The following is a 17,476-nucleotide window of genomic DNA, read 5'->3' on the forward strand; positions in this document are numbered from 1 at the left end:
CGGTCCTTCCATCGGTGACGAGTTCTACACTTGATCATCCGCGCACGTTCGCACAACCCCTTGTGCACGAACGTGCGCAGACCGGGAGAATGCGCACGATCGTGCAGTCCAGACGAGGGAAGAGAGGGGCCGCGGCCCGACATGGAGACCGACGACGTCACGAACGTGCGCACGCGCGACGCCCTGCGCGCCGCCCACCTCTACTACGTCCAAGAGCTGACGATGGACGAGATCGCCTCGGAGATGCGGATCTCCCGCTCGTCGATCTCCCGGCTGCTCGCGTACGCCCGTGAGATCGGGCTCGTGGAGATCACGGTGCACTCCCCCCAGGACGGCGTCGACGGGCTCACGGAGCGGATCGCGGACCTCTTCGGCGTGACGGCGGAGATCGTGCCCACCCCCGTCCGCGCGAGTGACGCGGAGCGGCTCGCCCGGGTCGCGCGGTCGGCGGCGCGACGCGTCGCGACGCTCGCCGATGACAACATGAGCATCGGCATCGCCTGGGGGGCCACCGTCTCGGCGATCGCGCGGGAGCTGCCGGCCCGCCGCCTGCACAACGTCCACGTCGTCCAGATGAACGGCGCGGCGAACCCGATGACTTCCGGCCTCCCCTACGCCTCGTCCATCCTCGAGCGGTTCGGCGGCGCGTTCGGCGCCGACGTCCAGCTCTTCCCCGCTCCGGCGCTCTTCGACGACCCGCACACGAAGGACCTGATGTGGCGCGAGCGCTCGGTGCGCCGGGTGCTCGACGCCCAGGACGAGGTCGGGATGTTCGTCTTCGGACTCGGGTCGCCGCGCGCCGACGTCCCCTCGCACGTCTACTCCGGCGGCTACCTCACCGGCGAGGACTCGCGTGCGCTCCTGCGCGACGGCATCGTCGGCGATTGCGCGACCGTGTTCTACCGCGAAGACGGATCGAGTGACGGCATCGACCTGAACCGACGATCCAGCGGGCCGAGCTTCCCTGCGATCCGCCGCATCCCGCGCCGCGTGTGCGTCGTGTCGAGCCTGTCCAAGCTCACGGCGCTGCGGGGCGCCCTCGCGGCATCCCTCGTCACGGATCTCGTCGTGGACGAGGGGGTCGCCCGCGCGCTCGCGGGGGCCCCGCCCGCCCGCCCGCGTCGGGCAGGCGATCCGCGCTGACCGCGCCCGGTCGCACGATCTGCGGGGTCGGCGCGATCCGACGCTCAGCTCGGTCCGAGGATGAAGTTCCACGTGCCCGCGGCCACGGCGGCGGCAACGGCGAGCCCGGAGATGGCGGCGCCGATGAGCAGGAGGCCCCATTCAGGGGCCCCGAAACGCGACGGGCGCGCCCAGGTGCGACGGACGGGCGCTCCGAACCCCCGCGCCTCCATCGCGGTCGCGAGCTTGGATCCGCGTCGGATGGAGAGGACCAGGAGCGCGAAGGCCATGCCGACGAAGCGCCGGACGCGCCCCCGATCGGCGACGCCGCGCGCCCGACGCGCCAGTTCGAGCGCGTGCCAATCGTCGAGGAAGAGCCCCACCATGCGGAGACCGGCGAGCGCGCCGAGCACGAACCGCGCCGGCAGGTGGACCACCTGGGCGAGCCCGTCGGCGAGGTCGGTGGGGTCGACGGTGACGAACAGGACGACGGAGGGCAGCGCGATCGCGAGGACGCGCAGGAAGGTCGCGGCGGCGAGGGCGAGCGAGCCTTCGCTGACGCGCACGACGAACCACTCGACGTAGACGTGGCCGGATGCCTCGCCGTAGAGCGCGATCGTGAGCGCCGTGAGCGGCGCCGCGAGCCACACCGGCCAGGTGCGCACCCAGAACTCGCGCCAGGTGAGCCCCGCGAAGGCGAACAGTGCGCACTCGAGCGCGAGGGCGACCGCGGCCGAGACCGGGTCGAGCGTGAGGATGAGCGGGATCGCGATGAGCGCGCTCGCGCCGAGCTTCGCGACCGGGTTGATGCGCGCGACCCGGCCCGTACGCGCCCGGGTGTCGAGGAGGGTCACGAGGCGTCCTCCCTCTCGGCCGGCGCCGCCTGCGCACCGAGGACGAACCGGCGGGCGTGCAGGGCCGCGACGACGGCGGCGTCGTGGGTGACCGTGAGGATCGCCGTTCCCTCGTCCCGGAGGGCGGCGAGGAGGGCGACGAGCTCGGACCAGGTGCGCGCATCCTGTCCGAAGGTCGGCTCGTCGAGGACGAGCAGGCGCGGAGACGTGGCGAGGGCGGCGGCGACGGTCAGCCGGCGCTTCTCGCCGCCGGAGAGCGTGTAGGGGTTCGCGCGGGCGAGGTGCGCGAGGCGCAGCCGCTCCAGCAGCTCGTCGGTGCGGGCGGCGATGACGTCCTCGGAGCGGCCGAGCGCGCGCGGTCCGACCTCGAGCTCGTCCTGCACCGTGGTCCGCAGGAGCTGGTGCTCGGGCTCTTGGAAGACGGTGCCGATCCGCGTGAGCAGGTCGCGCGAGCGCCAGCGCAGCGGGACCTCGCCGGCCCCGGCATCCAGCGATTCGGAGGCACGGACCTCGCCCGCGGCGGGCGCCAGGAGCCCTGCGAGCGTGAGAGCGAGGGTCGACTTCCCGGCGCCGTTCGGGCCCGTGATGGCGAGCGCGGCACCCGCGTGGACGTCGAGGTCCAGCCCGGACGCGACCGCGACGCCGCGCACGCGCGCGACGGCGAGGTCCCGCGCGCGCAGAAGCACCTCGCCCGGCGGGCGGGCCGGGGCGGGCGGGGTGGCGGGCGGGATGCCCGGGACCCAGACGCCCGCGGCGGCGAGCCGCGCGCCGCGCTCCCCCAGGACGTGCCCGGGGGTGCCGTCGGCGATCACGCCCTCCGGGCCGAGCACGATCACGCGATCGACGAGCGGGAGCCACACCTCCACGCGATGCTCGACGACGATGAGGGTCGCGCCGCTCTCCGCCACCGCGCGCCCGACCGCCGCGCGCACCTCGGCGACCCCGTCGGGGTCGAGATTCGCCGTCGGCTCGTCGAGGAGGACGAGTCCGGGCCGCATCGCGAGGGCCCCGGCGAGCGCGAGACGCTGCTTCTGCCCGCCCGAGAGGGCCTTGGTCGGGCGATCGAGGGCGACATCCAGGGCCACGGCATCCAACGCCTCGCGCACCCGCGGCCAGATCTCCTCGCGCGGAACGCCGAGGTTCTCGCAGCCGAACGCGACGTCGTCGCCGACGCGCGAGAGGATCACCTGCGAGTCGGGATCCTGCAGGACGAGACCGGACCGGCCGCGTGCCGCCTCGGGGGGCGCCCCGTCGATGAGGAGGTCGCCGCGACTCTCCCCCTCCTCCGCACCGCCGAGGACGCCGGCGACGGCATGCAGGAAGGTCGACTTCCCCGCCCCCGATGCGCCGAGGAGGAGCACCCGCTCGCCGGGCTCGATGATCAGGTCGACGGCGTCGAGCGCCCAGGCCCGACGGGACGCATGTCGCCATCCCCATCCACGCGCCTCCACACGCGCCGGGGCGACACGGTGGCCGCGTCCCGCGACGTCCGACATCCGCTCAGACGAGCTCGCGCCGCTCGCGCCCCGACGCGAAGCGGTCGAGCGCGCCCGTCGCCGCGATGCCTCGCGCGAGGAACCAGGAGAGCGCGCCCGCGATGACAGCCCCCGAGACGGCGGTGCTGATGAGGTAGATGACGGTGAACGCGGTGTCGGCGCCGGCGTACCAGAGGATGAGGTTGTTGATGCCACCGGCGATCGCCGCGCCCGCACCCGCGAGCATCGCGACGGGGAGGCTCCACACCCGGTAGAAGAAGACGAGGAAGATGAGCTCCGCCCCGAGTCCCTGGACGAGGCCCGCCTCGAGGGTGAGGAATCCGCCCCACTGATTGCCGACGAGGGCGGAGACGACGGCGGCGAGGGTCTCGGTGTAGAGCGCGGCGCCGGGCTTGCGGATGATCAGCGCGCCGAGGACGCCGGCGAACAGCCACGGCCCGTCGAGGAGACCCTGCAGTCCGGGAAGGAGAGGCTCGAGGATCGCCTTGGGGCCGAGATATCCGATGTTCCACAGCAGGAAGATCAGACCGGATGCCACGCCGAGCACGCTGGCGACGACGATGTCGACGATGCGCCAGCGCAGCCGTCGCAGCGGGTGCGACGTGCCGCTCGCAGCGACATCCTTCGATGAGACGGTGGACGGGGACGCCGAAGCGTTCATGTTCTCTCCTCCCTGCGCCGGCATGATCCGGATCAGGTTCGACGGTCGAAGCGTGGATCGCTTCCTCTCAGCCCGGCTCACCGGACTCCCGTGGTTGTGACGTCGAGTCTAGCCGCGGAGCCGGTAGTTTTGGTCGCGTGACCATCGAAGACGCGCCCGCCGACTCGCGGCGCGCGCGGCGCGAAGGTGCGGAGCTCCCCCTCTCGGATGCCGTCGTCGTGCGCAACGCGAAGGGCCGTCGCGCCCTCGGATGGATGGACGACGACGCCGTCGCCGCGCGTTCGACCGGCCCGGTCGGCACGGAGGTCGCCCCCGACCTGCTCGCGCGGCGACCGCATCGCTCGCCCCTGCGCGCCGGCGTCGTCGTGCCGATCCTCTCGGCGGTCGGCGTCGTCGGCGTCTACGCCGCGACGACGCTGCTCTGGCCGCTGTGGGCGGTCGCTCCCCGGATCGAGGCGGTCGCCACTGCGGACCTCACCGGCGCGGCGACGGCCGTCGTCTGGCCGGAACAGGGTTCTGCGGCCGTCGGTGTCGCCGGGGTCGACAGCACTCCCGCATCGACAGGCGACCGGCTGCCGATGGCGAGCATCACGAAGCTCGTGACGGCTCTGATGGTGCTCGACCAGATGCCGCTCGCCGTCGGCGAGAGTGGCCCGTCGTTCTCGTTCGACGAGAGCGACCGCGACACCTATTTCGCGTACCTCGCGGAGGACGAGTCCGCTCTCGACGTCCCGGTCGACGGCACCCTGAGCCAGTTCCAGATGATGCAGGGCATGCTGATCGGCTCGGCGGGGAACTACACCGACCGCCTCGCAGGCACGATCTGGCCGAGCGACGCGGTCTATGCGGCTGCCGCCCGCGCGTGGCTGGATCGCCACGGCCTCGCGGGGATCACGGTCGTCGAGCCGACGGGCATCGATCCCGAGAACTCCGCGGACCCGGCATCCCTCATCACCCTCGCGCGGCTCGCGCTCGCCGACCCCGTCATCGCGGAGATCGTGCGCACGCGCGTCGTGGACCTTCCCGGTGCCGGCGAGGTGGTGAACACCAATGATCTGCTCGCCGATCCATCTGTCGTCGGACTGAAGACGGGGAGCCTGGAGAGCCTGTACAACCTGCTCGCCGCGAAGGAGCAGGTCGTCGGCGACACCACGGTGCGCGTGTACGCCGTCGCCCTCGGCCAGGGTGACGACGAGGCGCGCGACGCTGAGACCGCGCGCCTGCTCGACGCGGTGGCGACGGAGGCATCCGTGCCGACCGTGTTGTCGACGGGAGCGATCGTCGGCACCGTGACGACGGCGTGGGGGGCGAGCGCGAGCATCGTGACCGACAGCGAGCTGTCGCTGCTTCTGTGGAACGGCGCGTCTGCCGCCGTGACCTCCGACCTGTCGCTGGGCGACGCGCGCAGCGCGGATGCCGAGGTGGGCACCGTCTCCACCAAGGGCCCCCTCGGGTCGTCGTCGTCCGGCGCGCGGCTGACCGCAGATATCCCCGACCCCGACCCGTGGTGGCGGCTGACTCACCCGCTGCAGCTGTTCGGGCTCGCGGGCTGACGCCGGCCCCTCGGGCGAATCCGGACCCTTCAGGACGTGCGGGCTCGGGGAGCCGTCCCGGATCCTCGGTGACGGCAGGTCTGTCGAAGCGGCGACGTCTGTCGAGACGGCGGTGACGAAGGTGACCGGTGGAGTGGGCGCACCGAAAGCAGGCGGGATCGACGCTACGCCCGGTCGACTTCGACCGCGCGGTCGATCCCGCCTGCTTTCGCGACAGGAATCGCCGCGGCGTCGCGCCTGCTCTCGCGACGGGACCACCGCGGCATCCCCGCCGCGCCGGTGCGGCCTCAGAACGGCCAGACGAGCGGCACGTAGAGGACGGCGACCGCGAGGTAGACGAGCATGAGCGGCAGGCCGAGCTTCCAGTAGTCGCCGAAGCGGTAGCCGCCGGGCTGCAGCACCATGAGGTTCGCCGGCGTCGCCACCGGGGTCAGGAACGACGCCGCCCCGGCGACGGTCAACGCCATCATGAACGGCAGCACGCTCAGGCCGAGCTCTTGCGAGATCGCGACGGCGATCGGTGTGACGATGAGGACCGTCGCGACGTTCGAGATGAACTGTCCGAGCACCATCGTGAGCGCACACAGCACGAGGAGGGCGAGCTGCGGCGACGTCGAGCCGATCACCGCGAGCACGACGTCGGCGACCCGCCCCGCTGCGCCCGTGGCGATGAATGCCGACGAGAGCGGCACCATGCCCGCGATGAGGATGACGGTGGTCCACGAGATCGCGCGGTACGACTGCGGGATCGTGAGGACGCCGGTGAGGATGAGCGACCCGGCGGCCAGCAGCCCCGCGACCGCGGGCGGCACGAGCCCGGTCGCCAGGAGCAGGACCATGAGCCCCAGGATGACGAGGGCGCGCTTCGCCCCGCGACCGAGCGGCACAGCCCGCTGCAGCGACTGCGGGGGCGTCACGGCGATGACGTCCGCCGACTGGGTGTACCGCGTGAGAGCTGCCCACGGCCCCTGGACGAGCACGGCGTCGCCCGCCTGCAGTGTGAGCGATCCGGTCACGCCCGTCCCCCGGGAGGCGTTCGGCCCGTCGTCGGCGCCGCGACGGACCGCGAGGATGACGAGGTCCTCGCCGCGGGTCGTCATGCCGGCGGAGACGGTGCGTCCGATGAGGCGGGAGCGCGGCGCGACGAGCACTTCCGCGACGCCGTCGCGAGCGGTGAAGAGGGCTGCGGTGTCCATGTCGACGGCGTAGCTGTCGCGCAGCGCGCGGGCGTGCTCGCTCGGGTCGGCCGGATCGCCGAAGTGCTCGGCGCGACGCTCGGGCAGCAGCCGGTTGCCCCCGAGGGCGACGATCGCGACGGTCAGGATGACGAGGGGCGCCCCGACGAGCGCGAACTCGAAGAAGCCGAACTCCCGCCCGCCGGCGGCGGCCGCCGCTTCCGAGACGACGATGTTGACGGGTGTTCCCGTCAACGTCAGGAGCGATCCCGCGCTCGCGGCGAACGCGAGAGGGATCAGCATCTTCGATGGGACGATCCTGGCGCGGACGGCCACGACGACGACGACCGGCAGGAGTGCGGCGACGGCGCCGTTGATGGAGATGAAGGCCGACAGCACCGCCGCCATCGCCCCGATCACGACGGTCAGGCGTCTCCGCCCCTGCCCCGCCCGCGTCACGACCTGCTGACCGAGCCAGGCGGTGACGCCCGTGGCATCCAGCGACTCGCTCACGACGAACAGACTCGCGATGAACAGCACCGTCGGGTCGCCGAACCCGGCGAAGGCCCCCGAGAGGGTGAGGACGCCGGTCGCCCAGAGCGCCAGCGCCACACCGATCGACACGACGGCGAGCGGCACCTTGCCGCTCACGAACGCCACGATCGCGACCCCGAGGATCAGGAAGGTCCACGCGGCGGGGTCCATGGCTGAAGCCTAGACCGGGGCCGGACAGGCGGAAGGCCCGGCTGGGGGGGAGCCGGGCCTTCCCGATCGGGGAGTCTGGAGATCAGGACACGAGGAGCGGGATCGCGAACAGGGTCCAGTCACCCAGGACATGCGTCCCGGTCGAGACCCAGAGGTTCTTCGTCACGAGATACGCGAGGCTCAGCACGAGACGTGCGCTGCCGATGATGATGAGGCACTGCACGATGTTCCATCCGTACGTCGGCAGGTGGATGAGGGCGAAGAGCACCGCCGTGACCACCCACGCGATCACGACCGCGGCCGTGCGCGGAAGGCGCAGCTTGGTGACGGCGAACCAGAGGACGGCCAGGAGCGGCAGGATCGTGAAGATCTCCTCGCCGAGCAGCTGCGGCACCATCGACACGAACGTCATGATCCGGTCGCCGATGCCCATGCCGTGCAGAACGCCGCCCATGCCGTTGGCGTGGGTCTGCGTGACGAGGCCGGCGATCACGCCCGCGATCGACGAGACGACGAGGCTGAGCGCCGTGAACCCGAGCATCGTGAGGACCTCGCGGCCGGTCATCCTGTGGAAGATGGTCCGCCAGTGACCGGGCACGGCGAGCGCGTACACGACGAGCGGGATCCCCACGAACAGCGCCGCGCGCGCCAGCACGCTGAGCCATCCGGGCCCCGGGACGTCGACGAGCAGGTCTGCGGCAGCCCCGGCGAGCACGCCGAGGACGACGAGCGCCCAGCGGCCACCGCCGACCTGCACGGGAACGCCGTTGTAGAAGGGGAAGTCCCGCTCGGGCGTGGCGTGGGGAGCCACGCCCTCCTGGGAGGCGGCGGGGGTGAGTGAGGCGGCCATGACGACTGCGCCGGTCCTTTCGCGGTTTCTTCGGGAGTTCCGCTCTCCGTCGGTGCCCTGTGCACCGATGACTCAACGATCCCGCGGATGCCTCGCGACGTCGTCCGCCGCGAGGAGACACTCCCGCGTACTCCCCGCGAAGTACGGTGAGGAGCATGAGGGAGCACACCGCGCCGACGACGGCGTCTGCGCGCCCCGGCCTCGTATCGACGGTGATGGATGCCGTGATCGTCGCGGCCCTGCTGGTGCTCGCCGCCGCGGTGTGGGCGCTGGACCCACAGGGATCCACCGTGCCGGAGGTCCTCCTCAGCGCCGTCGCGATCGTCGCCCTCCTGTGGCGCCGCAGGTTTCCGCTCGCGGTGTTCGCGGTCACCGCCGTCGTCGGCATCCTCTCCGCCGCCCTCGGCCACGGCGGGACGGTCGCGCTGCCCATCGGCTTCGCCGGGGCCGCCGTCGTGCAGAGCGGGCGCCGTGGCCTGGGCGCGGCGCTCACCGGGGCGGCCGCAGCCGTCCTCGTCGGCGTTCTGCTCGTGCGTGGCGCGCGGTGGGATGACAGCGCTGTCGTCGCGAGCGTGTCGGCGCTCGCCCTCGGCGTGACGATCGGCCTCGTGCAGGACGCACGACGCCGCACCCTGCAGGAGGCGGTCGGGCGCGCCGAGCGCGCGGAGGCTCTGCGCACGGCGGAGGCGGAGCGCGCGGTGGCGGAGGAGCGTCTGCGGATCGCACGAGAGCTCCACGACGTCCTCGCCCACCGGATCGCAGTGATCGGAGTGCAGACGGGGCTCGCGCAGTATGTGATCGACGAAGACCCGGCCGCTGCCCGCGCCGCGCTCGAGACGGCTCGGGCCGCCAGCGGGAGCGCACTCGACGAGCTCGCGACCCTCCTGCGCCTGCTGCGCCGGGGCGACGAGTCCGCCCAGGCGATGCGCTCCCCCGCCCCGTCCCTGGAGCGCCTCGACGGCCTGCTGGCGGACATCCGCCGCACAGGCCTGACCGTTCACGCGCGCGTCCCGGATGCGGTGCCGGCGTTGGCTCCCGCCGTCGACCTCGCCGCCTACCGTGTCGTCCAGGAGGGTCTGACGAACGCGCACAAGCACGGTGACGGCGCGGCCCGTCTGGAGGTGCGCGTCGAGGGGTCGCGCCTCGTGATCACGGTGCGCAACGGCGTGCCCGCGCCATCGGCGGTGACCGAGACGCCGGCCGCGTCCACGGGGCTGGGCCTGGTCGGCATGCGCGAGCGGGTCGAGGCCATGGGAGGCCTGCTGTCGGTGCGGGCTGCTCCGGAGGAGTTCGGCGTGCGTGCCGAGCTCCCGATCCAGGATCGCCCGACGACGAAAGGAGAGCCCCGATGACGATCCGCGTTGTCGTCGTGGACGATCAGGACCTCATCCGCGGCGGGGTCGCCGCCCTCGTCGCCCACACGCCGGGGATGGAGGTCGTCGGCGAGGCATCCGACGGCCGCAGCGGGGTCGACGCCGTCCGTCGCACCCGCCCCGACGTCGTACTGATGGACATCCGGATGCCGGGGCTCGACGGGATCGCGGCGACGGCGGAGATCGCCGCCGACCCTGAGCTGTCAGAGGTGCGGGTGATCATCCTGACGACCTTCGAGGGGGATGCCGAGGTCCTCGGCGCGCTCCGGGCCGGCGCGAGCGGATTCCTCGGCAAGGGCGCCGCGCCCGAGGCCCTCATCGCCGGAATCCGCACCGTCGCCGGCGGTGACGCGCTCCTCTCGCCCGCCGCGACCGCCGCCGTCGTCGGGCACGTCCTCGCCGAACCCGTCACACGGGTCGAGGTCGAGGCGGACGCGCTGGATCTCCTCACCGACCGGGAACGCGAGGTCGTCGCCCTCGTCGCGCACGGCCTCGCGAACGACGAGATCGCCGAGCGCCTCTTCGTCTCGCCGCTCACCGCGAAGACGCACGTGAGCCGCGCACTCACCAAGACCGGTGCGCGCGACCGGGTGCAGCTGGTCGTGCTCGCGTATCGCTCCGGGCTCGTCACGCCCCGCTGAGGGCGCGGCGCCGATCAGAGTCCGAGGATCCTGGTGGCGATCACGAAGTAGATGATGAGGCTCGTGGCGTCGCAGAACGTCGAGATGAACGGTGTGGAGAAGACCGCCGGGTCGGCCCGCACGGCTCGCGCGAGCATCGGCATCGCACCCCCGACGGTCGCGGCGAGCGTGCAGACGGCGACGAGGGTGAGTCCGATGACAGCGCCGAAGGCGACGTCGAAGACGAGGGATGCCAGGGCGAACCCGAGCAGGCCCAGAAGCGCGCCGAGGACGAACCCCACGCGCACCTCCCGCCAGGCCACGGCGAGCACGTCCCGCGCGCGGACTTCGCCGAGCGCGAGGGCGCGGGTGACGGTGGTGGCCGCCTGGGCGCCGGTGTTGCCCGCCGTGCCCGTGAGCAGGGGGATGAACAGGGCGAGGGTGACGACCTCCTCGAGCGTCGCCTCGAACACGCCGAGCACCTGCACCGTGAGCAGCGCCGAGACGGCGAGGACGAGCAGCCACACGACGCGCGAGCGGACGATGCCGAGCACCGGTGTCGTGAGGTACGGCCGCCGCAGCGGCTCAGCGGCACCCTGGCGGGCGGCATCCTCATCGTCGGCCTCCTCCAGGATGCGGGACGCGTCGTCGATCGTGACGATGCCGACGATGCGGTCCTCGCCGTCCACGACCGGTGCGGCGAGCAGCTGCGCCTCGACGATGCGCCGTGCGGCGCTCTCGGCGTCATCGGTCACGCGCACGGTGCGCGCTTCGACCATGAGGCCGGCGACCGTCTCGTCCGCCCGTGCCATGACGAGCTCGCGGAGGCCGACGACGCCCTCGACCCGTCGCGCGTCGTCGGTGACGGGGAGGAGGTAGATCGTCTCCGCGTCCGCTCCTCGGTGGCGGATGTGCGTGAGCGCATCGCCCACCGTGAGGCGGGGGCGCAGGCGCACGAACTCTGGGCTCATGTACCGGCCGATGCTCCGCCTCGGGTAGCCGAGGAGGGAGAGCGTCACCTCGCGCTCCGCCGGCGACAGCCCCTGCATGAGGCGCTTCGCGACCCCCGCGGGGAGCTCGTCGACGAGCTGTGCGCGGTCATCCGGATCGATCTGCTCGAAGATGAGGGCGACATCCTCGTCGCGAAGGCCCTCGATGAGCTCCGCGCGCATCCCGGTGTCGAGGAGCTCGAAGACCTCCATCGCGCTCTCCCTGTCGAGCAGGCGGTACATGACGGCGCGGTCGGCCGCGTGCGGCTCCTGCTCGAGGAGCCGCACGATCTCCGGCGGATCGTGCGCGGCGAGAAGCTCCCCCACGGCGGACAGGTCGCGCACACGCAGCGCCTCCTGCGCGCTCGCACGCAGGCTCTCGAACTCGTCGTCCATGCCCGCATCATCCCAGACCGGGGTGACGGCCATGGAAGACTGGGGACATGCGTTCCTCCCGTGCCTCGCGCGTCGCGCGCGGCGCCGTCGTCGCGAGCATCGCGACGTTCACGGCGCTGCTGTCGCACGTCGTCGCGGGTGGGGAGGTCCCGGGGTGGGCGGGCATCGCCGCACCGTGGATCCTCGCGCTGATGGCATCCACGCTGCTCGCAGGACGGACGCTGTCGGCCTTCCGCCTCGCGCTGAGCGTCGGCGTCAGCCAGCTGCTGTTCCACACCCTCTTCGTCATGGGGGCTCCGGTGGTCGCCGGCGCGGCGAGCGTGCCGCACGATCACCACGGCGCGATGACCGCTCTGGCGCCCGCTCTCGGGGCATCCGGCACCGCGGCGGCATTCTGCGCCGACCCGCTCATGTGGGCGATGCACGGGGTGGCCGCCACGCTCACGACCCTTCTCCTCCTCCACGGCGAGCGTGCCGCCCGCACACTCCTCGCCCTCGCACGCGAGGTCCAGGCCTGGGCGCGGCGCCTCGCCCGGCGGGCCGTCCCCGCACTTCGCACGGCACGCTCCACCTCCGTGGGCGCCACGGCCCCGTTCTGGGTCGTGCGCCCCGCCGCCCGCCTCGCCGATGACCGGCTCCGCGGGCCTCCCCTCCCGATCGCGCTCTGACCCGCCCGCCGCGCACCCGCACGGCGGGATCAGCGTGCGCGCCTCGTGCGCGCGATCGATCGGTGGTGCCCCGTGTCCCGTCCTCCCCGCTCCCGTCCGCGTTCCCGTCCCCGCCTGCGTTCCCTCGGCCTCGCCGTCGCGCTCGCGATGGCCGGGGTGATCGCCGGCGCCGCTCCCGCCCAGGCGCACGATGAGCTCATCGCGAGCTCGCCGTCCCCTGGGCAGGACGTGGCGGCGGGCCCGACCGAGGTGTCGCTGACGTTCTCGGCCGACGTCCTCACGATCGGCGCTGCGGTGATCGTCGCGGATGGCTCCGGTCGCGATTGGGCGGTCGATCAGCCGACGGTCGCGAGCGGCGTGGTGACGGTCCTCCTGGAGGACGCACTGCCCACCGGCGGGTACGAGATCCGCTGGCGGGTCGTCTCCTCCGACGGGCATCCGATCAGCGGCATCGTGCCGTTCACGGTCGGCGGCGCCGCGCCGCTCGATCGGGCATCGGCGGCCGAGACCGGGGATGCCGCGACGCCGGACCCGGCCGACGCGCAGACGCAGAGCGCATCCGAAGACCAGGGGATCATCCGGATCCTGCTGGTCGGCGTGGGGGGCGCGATCGTCGCGGTCGCCGCCTACGCCCTCATCCACCTCCTTCGCAGGAAGAAAGACTCCACATCATGACCAGTTCCCTCACCACCACCCGCGTGTCCGCGTTCGCCCGCCTCGGCGCGGTGGCCGCCGCGGCGACCCTCGCTCTCGCCGGCTGCGCGTCGCCCGCACCTGCTCCGGCGACCTCCTCCGCACCGGCGGGCGAGTCCGTCTCGATCTCGGATGCCTGGGTCAAGTCGGCCGATTCGGGCATGTCCGCCGCGTTCGGCACGCTCCACAACGACTCGACCGCCGACATCACGATCGTCTCGGCCGAGACTCCGGCCTCGTCGATGATCGAATTGCACGAGACCGTCGCGAACGACGCGGGCGAGATGGTGATGAAGCAGAAGGACGGCGGCTTCGTGATCCCCGCCGGCGGCGAGTTCCCGCTCGAGCCGGGCGCGAACCACATCATGCTCATGGACCTCTCCGCACCGCTGAAGGCGGGCGAGGACACCACGTTCACGCTCACGTTCTCCGACGGGTCGACGTACGACTTCACCGCTCCGGTCAAGGACTACTCCGGCGCCAACGAGAACTACGAGGGCGGCGACATGGACATGGACATGAGCCCGACCCCCACGCCGAGCCACTGATGAGCGCGCCCGCTCCGGGTTCGGGTCGGGCGCGATCGACCCGGCGGCAGTTCCTCCTCGGAGGGGCTGTCGCCGGCGTCGGCGCCGCCGCCGCGATCGGCGTCGACCTCGCGCTCTCCGCCGCCGGCACCGCCGCGCCCGCCGTGCCCTCGACGCCCCTGAACGGCGATGAGATCGTGCCGTTCCACGGCATCCACCAGGCGGGGATCGACACCGACGCCCAGGCGCACGGCACCTTCGTCGCCATCGACCTGAACGACGACGTGGATGCCGCGGCGCTCCGACGCCTCATGCGGATCCTGAGCGACGACGCCGAACGGCTCACCCAGGGCCGCGGCGCCCTCGCCGACTCGGAGCCCGAACTGGCGATCTCGCCCGCACGCCTCACCGTCACCTTCGGATTCGGGCCCCGGTTCGTCCAGCGCGCCCGGGGAGCCGCCGCCGCGCCGGCGTGGCTGCGGCCGCTTCCCGCCTTCGCGATCGACCGGCTGCAGGACGAGTTCTCCGGCGGAGACCTGCTCCTCCAGCTCGCCGCGGACGACCCGCTCACCGTCGCACACGCGACGCGCATGCTCCTGAAGGACGCCCGGGGCTTCGGCCGCGTGCGCTGGACCCAGCAGGGCTTCCGGCGCGCGTACGGCACCGTCGCGCCGGGCACCACGATGCGCAACCTCTTCGGCCAGGTGGACGGCACCTCGAACCCGAAGCCCGGCACGAGCGAGTTCGACACCGTGGTCTGGTCGAGCGAGGGGTGGCTCGCGGGCGGCACGGGGATGGTGGTCCGCCGCATCCACATGAATCTCGACAAGTGGGATCGCCTGGACCGTCCGGGGCGGGAGCAGTCCGTGGGGCGGACGCTGGCGACGGGTGCCCCCCTGACCGGCACGGCCGAGCACGACGAACCGGACTTCGACGCGAAGACCGCGATCGGCTTCCCCGTGATCCCCGAGTTCTCGCACGTGCGCCGCGCGCGCCCGGAGGACGCCGCCCAGCGGATCTTCCGGCGCGCCTACAACTACGACGAACGGCCCGCGGATGCCGAGGTCTCCGACTCGGGCCTCGTCTTCGTGTCCTTCCAGGCCGACGTGGACGGCCAGTTCGTGCCGATCCAGCGGCGCCTGGACGACCTCGACCTGCTGAACGAGTGGACGACGCCGATCGGCTCGGCCGTGTTCGCCATCCCGCCAGGCTGTGCGCCCGGCGGCTACATCGGCGAGACGCTCCTCGGGTGATCTCGGGCTACTCCGCCATCCAGAGCATCTCGGCATCGAGGGTCGCATCGATCACCTGGCGCAGAAGTCCGCCGAGGGTCGTCGCGCGCAGCAGCGTGTACTGGTCGTAAGCGCCGAGCGGCGCGATCGCGGCGAGCTGCCACGAGGAGGCGAGCGGATCGTCGGACAGCTCCGTGTCCGCATCCCACTCCGCGTCGGGAAGGCGGCCGAGGACGCGGCGGACGATGGCCTCGGCCTCCGTCCGCAGGGGGGTCAGCGCCTCGTCCCACACGAGGGGCGGGAGGAGGGTGAGGTCGGCACGCGGATGCGGGTCGTCGTCGAGCCAGCGGTCGACGGTGAACCTCTCGGTGCCCACGGCGACCACGTGCAGGTCCTCCGCCCCGGCGCTCACGCTCACGAGGCGCGCGAGGGTCCCGACGCCGACGCGCTCGTCGCCGCCGCCGGTCTCCCGTCCGCGTTCGATGAGGACGACGCCGAACTCCGGGTCATCCTCCTCCAGCAGGCGCCCGACCATCGTCAGATAGCGCGGCTCGAAGATCCGCAGCGGCAGCGGAGTGTGCGGGAACAGGACCGCGCCGAGCGGGAACATCGGCATGGTGGGCATGGCCCCAGTCAAGCACCGCCGACGTACAGTGAACAGGTGCCCCGTCCTACGCCGCAGCGCCCCGGCCCCGGGCAGGAGTCCGTCTGGGACTACCCGCGTCCGCCGCGTCTCGAACCCGTCGCGGGACGCATCACGATCAGCCTCGGCGGAGAGGTCATCGCCGACACCGAGGATGCGGTGCGCGTGCTCGAGACGAGCCATCCGCCCGTCTACTACCTGCCGATCTCGGACTTCGCCCCCGGGTCGCTCATCCCCGCCGCTGGGTCGTCCTTCTGCGAGTTCAAGGGCGCAGCCGCGTACTTCGACGTCCACGGCGGCGGCGAGGTGCGCGCGGGCGCGGCCTGGACCTACCCGCAGCCCTCGCCCGGCTTCGCGCCGCTCGCCGACCGCGTGGCCGTCTACGCGGGCCGGATGGACGCGTGCACCGTCGACGGCGAGACCGTCACCCCGCAGCCCGGCGGCTTCTACGGCGGCTGGGTCACGCGAGCCGTCGTCGGACCGTTCAAGGGAGGTCCGGGCTCGACGGGGTGGTGAGCCGGCGTCGCGCGCGAACCACCCTCGCGGCCCGCTGTCAAGGGTGCGACCTCGAGGGGATCGCGGGGCCACCGGGCGGATAGCGTGATCCTCACCTGTGCGACCCGTCCCATCCGGACGGGCGCTGAACGAAGGAGAACACCATGCTCTGGACCATCCTCGGCCTGATCGTCATCGGTCTGATCGCCGGGCTCATCGCCCGCGCCGTCATCCCCGGCAAGCAGAGCATGGGCATCCTGCTCACCATCGTGCTCGGCATCGTCGGTTCGTTCGTCGGAGGCTTCCTCGGCTTCCTCATCTTCGGGAGCGACCCCAACGGGGGCTTCTTCCAGACGTCGGGGATCATCGGCTCGATCATCGGCGCGATCGTCGTGCTCGGGCTCTACGTCGCATTCGCACGCCGGGGCTCCTCGCGGGCCTGAGTCCTCGCCGACCGACGTCCTCCGGGCGCACGCGAGACGGACGCGCCGGGAAGGAGAGAACCCCCGCGATCGCCCTGTTCTCGGGGATCTGCGGGGGTTCTTCGTGGCGGTGACGGTGGGATTTGAACCCAAGTGTTTGGGGTTCACTGGGGTGCCGGTAAGTGCGTTCGCCGCGTAATCACGCGGTTCGACCTCAGCACCGGTTCCACTCGCCTCACTTCACCTACGTTCGTCTTTACCCACGCGCGTACCCCCGTGAGATGCCTCGATAAGACACCCGCGACGCCGGTGACGTCCCGCTGAGTGGTGGAGTTTTTCAACACCGTGCGAGTTCAGCTGTGTGTGATTATGCCGCAGCTAGTTCTGGGATCGCGACCTCCTCTTCTGTGGTGTTCAGGAGCTTCATGGAGTGCTCGCTGAAGTAGCGTCGGTCGGCGCCGTCCCATTCGTCGTGTTGCTCGATCAGGACGTGCCCGGCGAGGCGGAGCAGCGCGGCGGGGTTGGGGAATGTGCCAACGACGTCGGTGCGGCGTTTGATCTCCTTGTTAACCCGCTCGAGCGGGTTCGTGGACCAGATCTGTCGCCAATGCGCCACCGGGAACTCGCAGAACGCGAGGATGTCGTTCTGCGCGTCTTCGAGCATCTCGGCGACCTTGGGATGCGACCTTGTGAGCATCCGCACGACTTCATGGAACTGGGTGAAGACGTGCTCGGTGTCGGGTTGGGCGAAGATCGTGCGGATGATCGACGCGACCATCGGGCCGGTCGCCTTCGGAACGGTCGAGAGCGCGTTGCGCATGAAGTGCACCCGGCAACGCTCCCAACTGGAGCCCTGGAACACCGTGTCGATCGCCGCGATCAGGCCGGTGTGGGCATCGCTGATCACGAGCTTCACCCCGCCTGTCGGGAACGCGGTGAGATGACACTAGATGTCACCGGAGTTCGGGCATCAGCGGCAGATCCAGCGGACTTTGTCGTGAC

Annotated in this window: 17 protein-coding genes, 1 pseudogene and 1 riboswitch; of the genes and pseudogenes, 10 read left to right on the top strand and 8 right to left on the bottom strand. The window is 72.0% G+C overall.

Annotation, left to right across the window (positions count from 1 at the left end; genetic code table 11):
* Positions 1–141 precede the first annotated feature (141 nt).
* Complete coding sequence (locus J0P97_RS01775) at positions 142–1,143, top strand: sugar-binding transcriptional regulator (RefSeq protein ID WP_246539394.1); 1,002 nt, start codon at positions 142–144, stop codon at positions 1,141–1,143.
* Positions 1,144–1,187: 44 nt separating this feature from the next.
* Here J0P97_RS01775 and J0P97_RS01780 read toward each other — a convergent pair whose 3' ends face one another.
* The 3 genes from J0P97_RS01780 to J0P97_RS01790 form a co-directional block, all read right to left on the bottom strand.
* The gene (locus J0P97_RS01780) at positions 1,188–1,976 is read right to left on the bottom strand and encodes an energy-coupling factor transporter transmembrane component T family protein (RefSeq protein WP_215486043.1); all 789 of its coding nucleotides are present in this window, start codon (positions 1,974–1,976) and stop codon (positions 1,188–1,190) included.
* A complete protein-coding gene (locus tag J0P97_RS01785; RefSeq protein ID WP_215486044.1) occupies positions 1,973–3,472 on the bottom strand; it encodes an ABC transporter ATP-binding protein in 1,500 nt (499 codons plus the stop codon). Before J0P97_RS01785 ends, J0P97_RS01780 begins: the two co-directional genes overlap by 4 nt.
* A gap of 4 nt (positions 3,473–3,476) precedes the next feature.
* A complete protein-coding gene (locus J0P97_RS01790) occupies positions 3,477–4,133 on the bottom strand; it encodes an ECF transporter S component (protein ID WP_215486045.1) in 657 nt (218 codons plus the stop codon).
* A riboswitch (TPP riboswitch) is annotated at positions 4,126–4,235 on the bottom strand. It overlaps the preceding gene by 8 nt.
* A gap of 35 nt (positions 4,236–4,270) precedes the next feature.
* Here J0P97_RS01790 and J0P97_RS01795 point away from each other — a divergent pair.
* Complete coding sequence (locus tag J0P97_RS01795) at positions 4,271–5,686, top strand: D-alanyl-D-alanine carboxypeptidase family protein (protein ID WP_215486046.1); 1,416 nt, start codon at positions 4,271–4,273, stop codon at positions 5,684–5,686.
* A 287-nt stretch (positions 5,687–5,973) separates the two neighbouring features.
* On the opposite strand, the gene J0P97_RS01800 is transcribed toward J0P97_RS01795, so the two are convergent.
* Positions 5,974–7,566 (bottom strand): SLC13 family permease, encoded by a 1,593-nt coding sequence (locus tag J0P97_RS01800; RefSeq protein WP_215486047.1) that lies wholly within the window; start codon positions 7,564–7,566, stop codon positions 5,974–5,976.
* 82 nt (positions 7,567–7,648) lie between these two features.
* Positions 7,649–8,416 (bottom strand): CPBP family intramembrane glutamic endopeptidase, encoded by a 768-nt coding sequence (locus J0P97_RS01805; RefSeq protein WP_215486048.1) that lies wholly within the window; start codon positions 8,414–8,416, stop codon positions 7,649–7,651.
* 155 nt (positions 8,417–8,571) lie between these two features.
* Here J0P97_RS01805 and J0P97_RS01810 point away from each other — a divergent pair, with 155 nt between their 5' ends.
* Positions 8,572–9,768, top strand: coding sequence for a sensor histidine kinase (locus J0P97_RS01810; RefSeq protein WP_215486049.1), 1,197 nt, complete (start codon positions 8,572–8,574; stop codon positions 9,766–9,768).
* Positions 9,765–10,430, top strand: coding sequence for a response regulator (locus J0P97_RS01815; RefSeq protein WP_215486050.1), 666 nt, complete (start codon positions 9,765–9,767; stop codon positions 10,428–10,430). Before J0P97_RS01810 ends, J0P97_RS01815 begins: the two co-directional genes overlap by 4 nt.
* 14 nt (positions 10,431–10,444) lie before the next feature.
* Here J0P97_RS01815 and mgtE read toward each other — a convergent pair whose 3' ends face one another.
* Positions 10,445–11,794, bottom strand: a complete 1,350-nt coding sequence (mgtE, locus tag J0P97_RS01820; protein ID WP_215486051.1) for a magnesium transporter — start codon at positions 11,792–11,794, stop codon at positions 10,445–10,447.
* Between the two features lie 47 nt (positions 11,795–11,841).
* On the opposite strand from mgtE, the gene J0P97_RS01825 reads away from it, so the two are divergent.
* From J0P97_RS01825 to J0P97_RS01840, 4 genes are all read left to right on the top strand, one after another.
* On the top strand, positions 11,842–12,462 hold the full coding sequence (locus J0P97_RS01825; protein ID WP_215486052.1) for a hypothetical protein: 621 nt from the start codon (positions 11,842–11,844) through the stop codon (positions 12,460–12,462).
* Positions 12,463–12,534: 72 nt separating this feature from the next.
* Positions 12,535–13,137 (top strand): copper resistance CopC family protein, encoded by a 603-nt coding sequence (locus J0P97_RS01830; RefSeq protein WP_308163354.1) that lies wholly within the window; start codon positions 12,535–12,537, stop codon positions 13,135–13,137.
* On the top strand, positions 13,134–13,703 hold the full coding sequence (locus J0P97_RS01835) for a copper chaperone PCu(A)C (protein ID WP_215486053.1): 570 nt from the start codon (positions 13,134–13,136) through the stop codon (positions 13,701–13,703). Before J0P97_RS01830 ends, J0P97_RS01835 begins: the two co-directional genes overlap by 4 nt.
* Entirely contained in the window at positions 13,703–14,935 is a 1,233-nt protein-coding gene (locus J0P97_RS01840) for a Dyp-type peroxidase (protein ID WP_215486054.1), read from the top strand. Before J0P97_RS01835 ends, J0P97_RS01840 begins: the two co-directional genes overlap by 1 nt.
* 7 nt (positions 14,936–14,942) lie before the next feature.
* Here J0P97_RS01840 and J0P97_RS01845 read toward each other — a convergent pair whose 3' ends face one another.
* Positions 14,943–15,539: an LON peptidase substrate-binding domain-containing protein gene (locus tag J0P97_RS01845; protein WP_215486055.1), complete on the bottom strand. Its 597-nt coding sequence runs from the start codon at positions 15,537–15,539 to the stop codon at positions 14,943–14,945.
* A 36-nt stretch (positions 15,540–15,575) separates the two neighbouring features.
* On the opposite strand from J0P97_RS01845, the gene J0P97_RS01850 reads away from it, so the two are divergent.
* Together J0P97_RS01850 and J0P97_RS01855 are read left to right on the top strand one after the other, a co-directional pair.
* The gene (locus J0P97_RS01850) at positions 15,576–16,073 is read left to right on the top strand and encodes a DUF427 domain-containing protein (protein ID WP_215486056.1); all 498 of its coding nucleotides are present in this window, start codon (positions 15,576–15,578) and stop codon (positions 16,071–16,073) included.
* Positions 16,074–16,216: 143 nt separating this feature from the next.
* Positions 16,217–16,495 carry a GlsB/YeaQ/YmgE family stress response membrane protein gene (locus J0P97_RS01855; RefSeq protein WP_215486057.1) on the top strand — a complete coding sequence of 93 codons (279 nt, stop codon included), beginning with the start codon at positions 16,217–16,219 and terminating at the stop codon, positions 16,493–16,495.
* Between the two features lie 346 nt (positions 16,496–16,841).
* On the opposite strand, the pseudogene J0P97_RS01860 reads toward J0P97_RS01855, so the two are convergent.
* A pseudogene (locus J0P97_RS01860) lies at positions 16,842–17,393 on the bottom strand (transposase); the annotation flags it as partial.
* Between the last annotated feature and the right edge of the window lie 83 nt (positions 17,394–17,476).

The organism is Microbacterium flavum (assembly GCF_018717645.1).
GTDB classification, from domain to species: domain Bacteria; phylum Actinomycetota; class Actinomycetes; order Actinomycetales; family Microbacteriaceae; genus Microbacterium; species Microbacterium flavum.

Excerpts from the sequence above, each read along its gene's own strand:
- J0P97_RS01775 (WP_246539394.1), top strand. The coding sequence starts at position 142 with ATGGAGACCGACGACGTCACGAACGTGCGCACGCGCGACGCCCTGCGC.
- J0P97_RS01785 (WP_215486044.1), bottom strand. The coding sequence starts at position 3,472 with ATGTCGGACGTCGCGGGACGCGGCCACCGTGTCGCCCCGGCGCGTGTG.
- J0P97_RS01790 (WP_215486045.1), bottom strand. The coding sequence starts at position 4,133 with ATGAACGCTTCGGCGTCCCCGTCCACCGTCTCATCGAAGGATGTCGCT.
- J0P97_RS01800 (WP_215486047.1), bottom strand. The coding sequence starts at position 7,566 with ATGGACCCCGCCGCGTGGACCTTCCTGATCCTCGGGGTCGCGATCGTG.
- J0P97_RS01805 (WP_215486048.1), bottom strand. The coding sequence starts at position 8,416 with ATGGCCGCCTCACTCACCCCCGCCGCCTCCCAGGAGGGCGTGGCTCCC.
- J0P97_RS01810 (WP_215486049.1), top strand. The coding sequence starts at position 8,572 with ATGAGGGAGCACACCGCGCCGACGACGGCGTCTGCGCGCCCCGGCCTC.
- J0P97_RS01815 (WP_215486050.1), top strand. The coding sequence starts at position 9,765 with ATGACGATCCGCGTTGTCGTCGTGGACGATCAGGACCTCATCCGCGGC.
- mgtE (WP_215486051.1), bottom strand. The coding sequence starts at position 11,794 with ATGGACGACGAGTTCGAGAGCCTGCGTGCGAGCGCGCAGGAGGCGCTG.
- J0P97_RS01825 (WP_215486052.1), top strand. The coding sequence starts at position 11,842 with ATGCGTTCCTCCCGTGCCTCGCGCGTCGCGCGCGGCGCCGTCGTCGCG.
- J0P97_RS01835 (WP_215486053.1), top strand. The coding sequence starts at position 13,134 with ATGACCAGTTCCCTCACCACCACCCGCGTGTCCGCGTTCGCCCGCCTC.
- J0P97_RS01840 (WP_215486054.1), top strand. The coding sequence starts at position 13,703 with ATGAGCGCGCCCGCTCCGGGTTCGGGTCGGGCGCGATCGACCCGGCGG.
- J0P97_RS01845 (WP_215486055.1), bottom strand. The coding sequence starts at position 15,539 with ATGCCCACCATGCCGATGTTCCCGCTCGGCGCGGTCCTGTTCCCGCAC.
- J0P97_RS01855 (WP_215486057.1), top strand. The coding sequence starts at position 16,217 with ATGCTCTGGACCATCCTCGGCCTGATCGTCATCGGTCTGATCGCCGGG.